The following is a 4,011-nucleotide window of genomic DNA, read 5'->3' on the forward strand; positions in this document are numbered from 1 at the left end:
GTTCGAGCGCGTCGCGAGCACGTACAGCATGATGCCGCCGGTCAGCGCGATCAGCGCGGCATACATGATGGTGCGCGGCCGGACGGGGTGGAAGGCGTTGGCCTCTCCGCGCATCCGCCGTTCGCGGATCTCGTCGTTGTCGAAGGCGATCAGGCGGATCGGACGCTTGATCTTGGTCATCACCGCGTCGCAGGCGTCGATGCAGAGGCCGCAGTTGATGCAGCCCAGCTGAGGGCCGTTGCGGATGTCGACGCCGGTCGGGCAGACGGCGACGCATTGCAGGCAGTCGACGCAGTCGCCGGCGGGCTGATGATGGGCCCGAACTCGCTGGGCCTCCTTCACCGACATGCGCGGCTCGCCACGGTCGACCCTGTAAGTGACGTTGAGCGCCTCGTTGTCGGTCAGCGCCGCCTGGATACGCGGCCACGGGCACATGTAGAGACAGACCTGCTCACGCAGGTGGCCGGCGAGCGAATAGGTCGTGAGCGTCAGGATGCCCGCCCAGATGTAGGCGATGGCCGGCGCCTCAAGGGTGAAGAATTGTCTCATGAGGGTCGGCGCGTCGACGAAGTAGAGCATCGCGGCGCCGCCGGTGGCCAAGGCGATCAGGAGCCAGACCGCATGCTTGGCGACCCGCTTCATGATCTTTTCGGCTGTCCAGGGCATGGCGTCGAGCTTCATTCGGTCGCGACGATCGCCCTCGATAGCGCGCTCGACCCAGAAATAGAGGTCGGTCCATACGGTCTGCGGACAGGCGTAGCCGCACCACACGCGGCCGTACAGCGCGTTGGAGAGGAACAGAATCAGCGCCGCGAGGATCAAGAGGCCGGTGAAATAATACACCTCCTGAGGCCAGATCTGGATGAAGAAGAAGTAGAAGCGCGAGTGCGCGATATCGATCAGGACCGCCTGGTCAGGCAGGCTCGGTCCCCGGTTCCACCTTATGAACGGAACGACGTAGTAGACGCCGAGCGCGACCCACAACACGATCCATTTTAAGCGCCGGTAGGTCCCCCAGATTCGCTGGGGATAAACCTTCTTTGCCGCTTCATACAATGGACCGTCGTCGTAGACCTCCTCGGCGCCAATAGTCACTTCAAATCCGTCCTTTAATTTCCGCCGCCCAGGCTGTGGACGTACACGGCCAGCGACTTGATCGTCTCGGGGTCAAGCCGCTTTCCCCAAGCGGGCATGGTCGAGTTGCGCGCGTTGGTGATGGTGTAGACGAGGTCGTTGATGTCGTTGCCGTACAACCAGACCTTGGTCGTCAGGTTGGCGGAGCCCATGTCGAGGTTACCCTTGCCGTCCTCGCCGTGGCAAGCGACGCAATTGTCGGCGAAGATCTTCTTGCCGGCGGCGACGTCGACGCCCTGCTCCGGCTCGAGGCCGTCGATGGTGCGCACGTAGTTGGCGACCTGACGGATCTCCTCCGGCTTCAAAATGCCGTCCTTGCCGAACGCGGGCATGGCGCTGGTATGGGTGTCGGGATCGCCCGGCGCGCGGATGCCGTGGGTGATCGTGGTCTGGATTTGGTCCAGAGTCCCGCCCCACAGCCAGCGCCCGGCGGTCAGGTTGGGATAGCCCTTCTGGCCCTGCCCGCCCGAGCCATGGCACGGCGTGCAGTTGTCGCCGAAGGCCGCCTTGCCCTGCGCGAGCGCGAGCTCGAGCAGCTTGGGGTCGCCGGCGATCTCAGTGATGCTCGCCTTTTCGAGGCCCGCCGCCGCCTGCGCGCGAGCCGCCTGTCCAGCTGCAACGTCAGCCAGCACGGCCGCGCGGTTGGTGTGGCCCAATATGCCGGGCGTGAAGCTGCTGGCCAGCGGCCAGGCCGGATAGAAGATCCAGTAGACGAACGCGAAGGCAATGCAAAGGTAGAACAGCCACAGCCACCAGCGCGGCAGCGGCGTGTTCAGTTCGCGAATGCCGTCCCACTCGTGCCCCGTGGTTGTCTGGCCGGAGACTTTATCGACGTGATTCGGGTCGGTGGTCATCGCTCAATCCTCCCGCAGCGGCATGCGGGCCGCATCATGGAACCGCACGCCGTTCTTCGGCCAAAGCGCGTAGACGAGCGTCGCGAGGAAAAACAGGAAACAGTAGACGGTGCCGGCCGATTGCGCGAACTGCGCAAGCCATTCGTAGGTCGTTGACATTGCGATCCCCTATCCGGTCAGCGCAGGTTGGCCTTGTCGTCGAACTGCTTAAAGTCGACGAGGGTGCCCAGCATCTGCAGATAGGCGATCACGGCGTCGCCCTCGGTGACCTCGGGCGAGCCCGGATAGAACTTGCGCACGACCGCCTTGGGATAGCGCTTGAGAAGCGCCGCCGCCTCGGCCGTGTCCGGGCTCACCTGGGCCTTGAGGTCCGTCATGACGTTGGCCATCTGCTCGTCGGTGTACGGCACGCCGACCTCGCGGTTGGTCGCGACGTTGGCCTCGAGTTCCCGCGTATCGAGCGCCGTATCGAACAGGAAGGCGTAGCTCGGCATGATCGACTGGGGCACGACCGAGCGCGGGTTCATCAGGTGCGAGACGTGCCAGGAGTCGGTGTACTTGCCGCCGACCCGGGCGATGTCCGGGCCGTTGCGCTTCGAGCCCCACTGGAAGGGATGGTCGTACATGCTCTCGGCCGCGAGTGAGAAGTGGCCGTAGCGCTCGACCTCGTCGCGCAGCGAGCGAATCATCTGGCTGTGGCAAAGGTAGCAGCCTTCGCGCACGTAGATGTTGCGGCCGGCGAGTTCGAGCGGCGTATAGGGCCGCATGCCCTCGACCGGCTCGATGGTGCTCTTCAGGTAGAAGAGCGGGACAATCTCGACCAGGCCGCCGATGGCGACCATGATCAGGATGCCGATGACCAGCAGGATCGGATTCTTCTCCAGGATGTGGTGCCTGGCGAAGAATGACGACCCGCCATGTTGAGTCTGCGTTGAGCTGCTCATGGTCTCAGGTCCTCATTCCGCGGGCTGGAGAGAAGGCTGCGCCGCCGGCGCCGCCGCCTCGGACGCCGTGATCGTCATGTAGACGTTGTACAGCATCAGGCAGTAGGCGATCAGGAACAGCAGGCCGCCGAGGGCGCGGATCACGTAGAACGGATGCATCGCCGCGACCGTCTCGATGAATGAGTACTCGAGATAGCCCTGCGGGGTGTAGCTGCGCCACATCAGGCCCTGAAGGATGCCCGACACCCACATCGAGGTGATGTAGAGGACGATGCCGAGAGTCGCGATCCAGAAGTGCCAGTTGACCAGCTTCAGCGAGTACAGATCGCGCTTGTTCCACAGCCAGGGAACCAGGCAGTAGATGGCGCCGAACGAGACGAAGGCGACCCAGCCGAGCGCGCCCGAGTGCACGTGACCGACGGTCCAGTCGGTATAGTGCGACAGCGAGTTGACCGTCTTGATCGACATCGCCGGGCCTTCGAAGGTCGACATGCCGTAGAAGGCGACCGACACGACGAGCATGCGCAGGACGGGGTCGGTGCGCAGCTTGTCCCATGCGCCCGACAGCGTCAGCAGGCCGTTGATCATGCCGCCCCACGAGGGCATCCAAAGCATGATCGAGAAGGTCATGCCGAGGGTCTGCGTCCAGTCCGGCAGCGCGGTGTAGTGCAGGTGGTGCGGACCGGCCCAGATGTAGAGGAAGATCAGCGCCCAGAAGTGGATGATCGACAGCCGGTAGGAGTAGATCGGCCGCTCCGCGCGCTTCGGCACGAAGTAGTACATGATCGCGAGGAAGCCGGCGGTCAGGAAGAAGCCGACCGCATTGTGGCCGTACCACCACTGGAACATCGCGTCCTGCACACCGCTCCACACGATGACGGACTTCGAGGAGAAGAGCGAGATCGGCACCGCGGCGTTGTTGCCGAGGTGCAGCATCGCGATCGTCAGGATGAAGGCGAGGTAGAACCAGTTGGCGACGTAGATGTGCGGCTCGGCGCGCTTCAGCAGGGTGGCGATGAAGACCCCCGCGTAGAGCACCCAGACCACCACCAGGAACACCGTGATGTGCCACTCCGGCT

General features: G+C 63.9%; 5 protein-coding genes. All 5 read right to left on the bottom strand.

Annotation, left to right across the window (positions count from 1 at the left end):
* Positions 1–1,095, bottom strand: a 1,095-nt coding sequence (gene ccoG, locus ACLP25_RS12210; protein WP_442469463.1) for a cytochrome c oxidase accessory protein CcoG, incomplete at its 3' end; no start/stop codon positions are given.
* 14 nt (positions 1,096–1,109) lie between these two features.
* Positions 1,110–1,988, bottom strand: a complete 879-nt coding sequence (ccoP, locus tag ACLP25_RS12215) for a cytochrome-c oxidase, cbb3-type subunit III (protein ID WP_442469464.1) — start codon at positions 1,986–1,988, stop codon at positions 1,110–1,112.
* A gap of 3 nt (positions 1,989–1,991) precedes the next feature.
* Complete coding sequence (locus ACLP25_RS12220) at positions 1,992–2,147, bottom strand: cbb3-type cytochrome c oxidase subunit 3 (protein WP_442469465.1); 156 nt, start codon at positions 2,145–2,147, stop codon at positions 1,992–1,994.
* Positions 2,148–2,164: 17 nt separating this feature from the next.
* On the bottom strand, positions 2,165–2,932 hold the full coding sequence (gene ccoO / locus ACLP25_RS12225) for a cytochrome-c oxidase, cbb3-type subunit II (protein WP_442469466.1): 768 nt from the start codon (positions 2,930–2,932) through the stop codon (positions 2,165–2,167).
* A 12-nt stretch (positions 2,933–2,944) separates the two neighbouring features.
* Positions 2,945–4,011, bottom strand: a 1,067-nt coding sequence (locus ACLP25_RS12230) for a cbb3-type cytochrome c oxidase subunit I (protein ID WP_442469467.1), incomplete at its 5' end; no start/stop codon positions are given.

The organism is Roseiarcus sp. (assembly GCF_052145395.1).
GTDB lineage: Bacteria > Pseudomonadota > Alphaproteobacteria > Rhizobiales > Beijerinckiaceae > Roseiarcus.

What these genes read in the sequence shown, in the direction of transcription:
- ccoO (WP_442469466.1), bottom strand. Translation starts at nt 2,932, where the DNA reads ATGAGCAGCTCAACGCAGACTCAACATGGCGGGTCGTCATTCTTCGCC.
- ccoP (WP_442469464.1), bottom strand. Translation starts at nt 1,988, where the DNA reads ATGACCACCGACCCGAATCACGTCGATAAAGTCTCCGGCCAGACAACC.
- ACLP25_RS12220 (WP_442469465.1), bottom strand. Translation starts at nt 2,147, where the DNA reads ATGTCAACGACCTACGAATGGCTTGCGCAGTTCGCGCAATCGGCCGGC.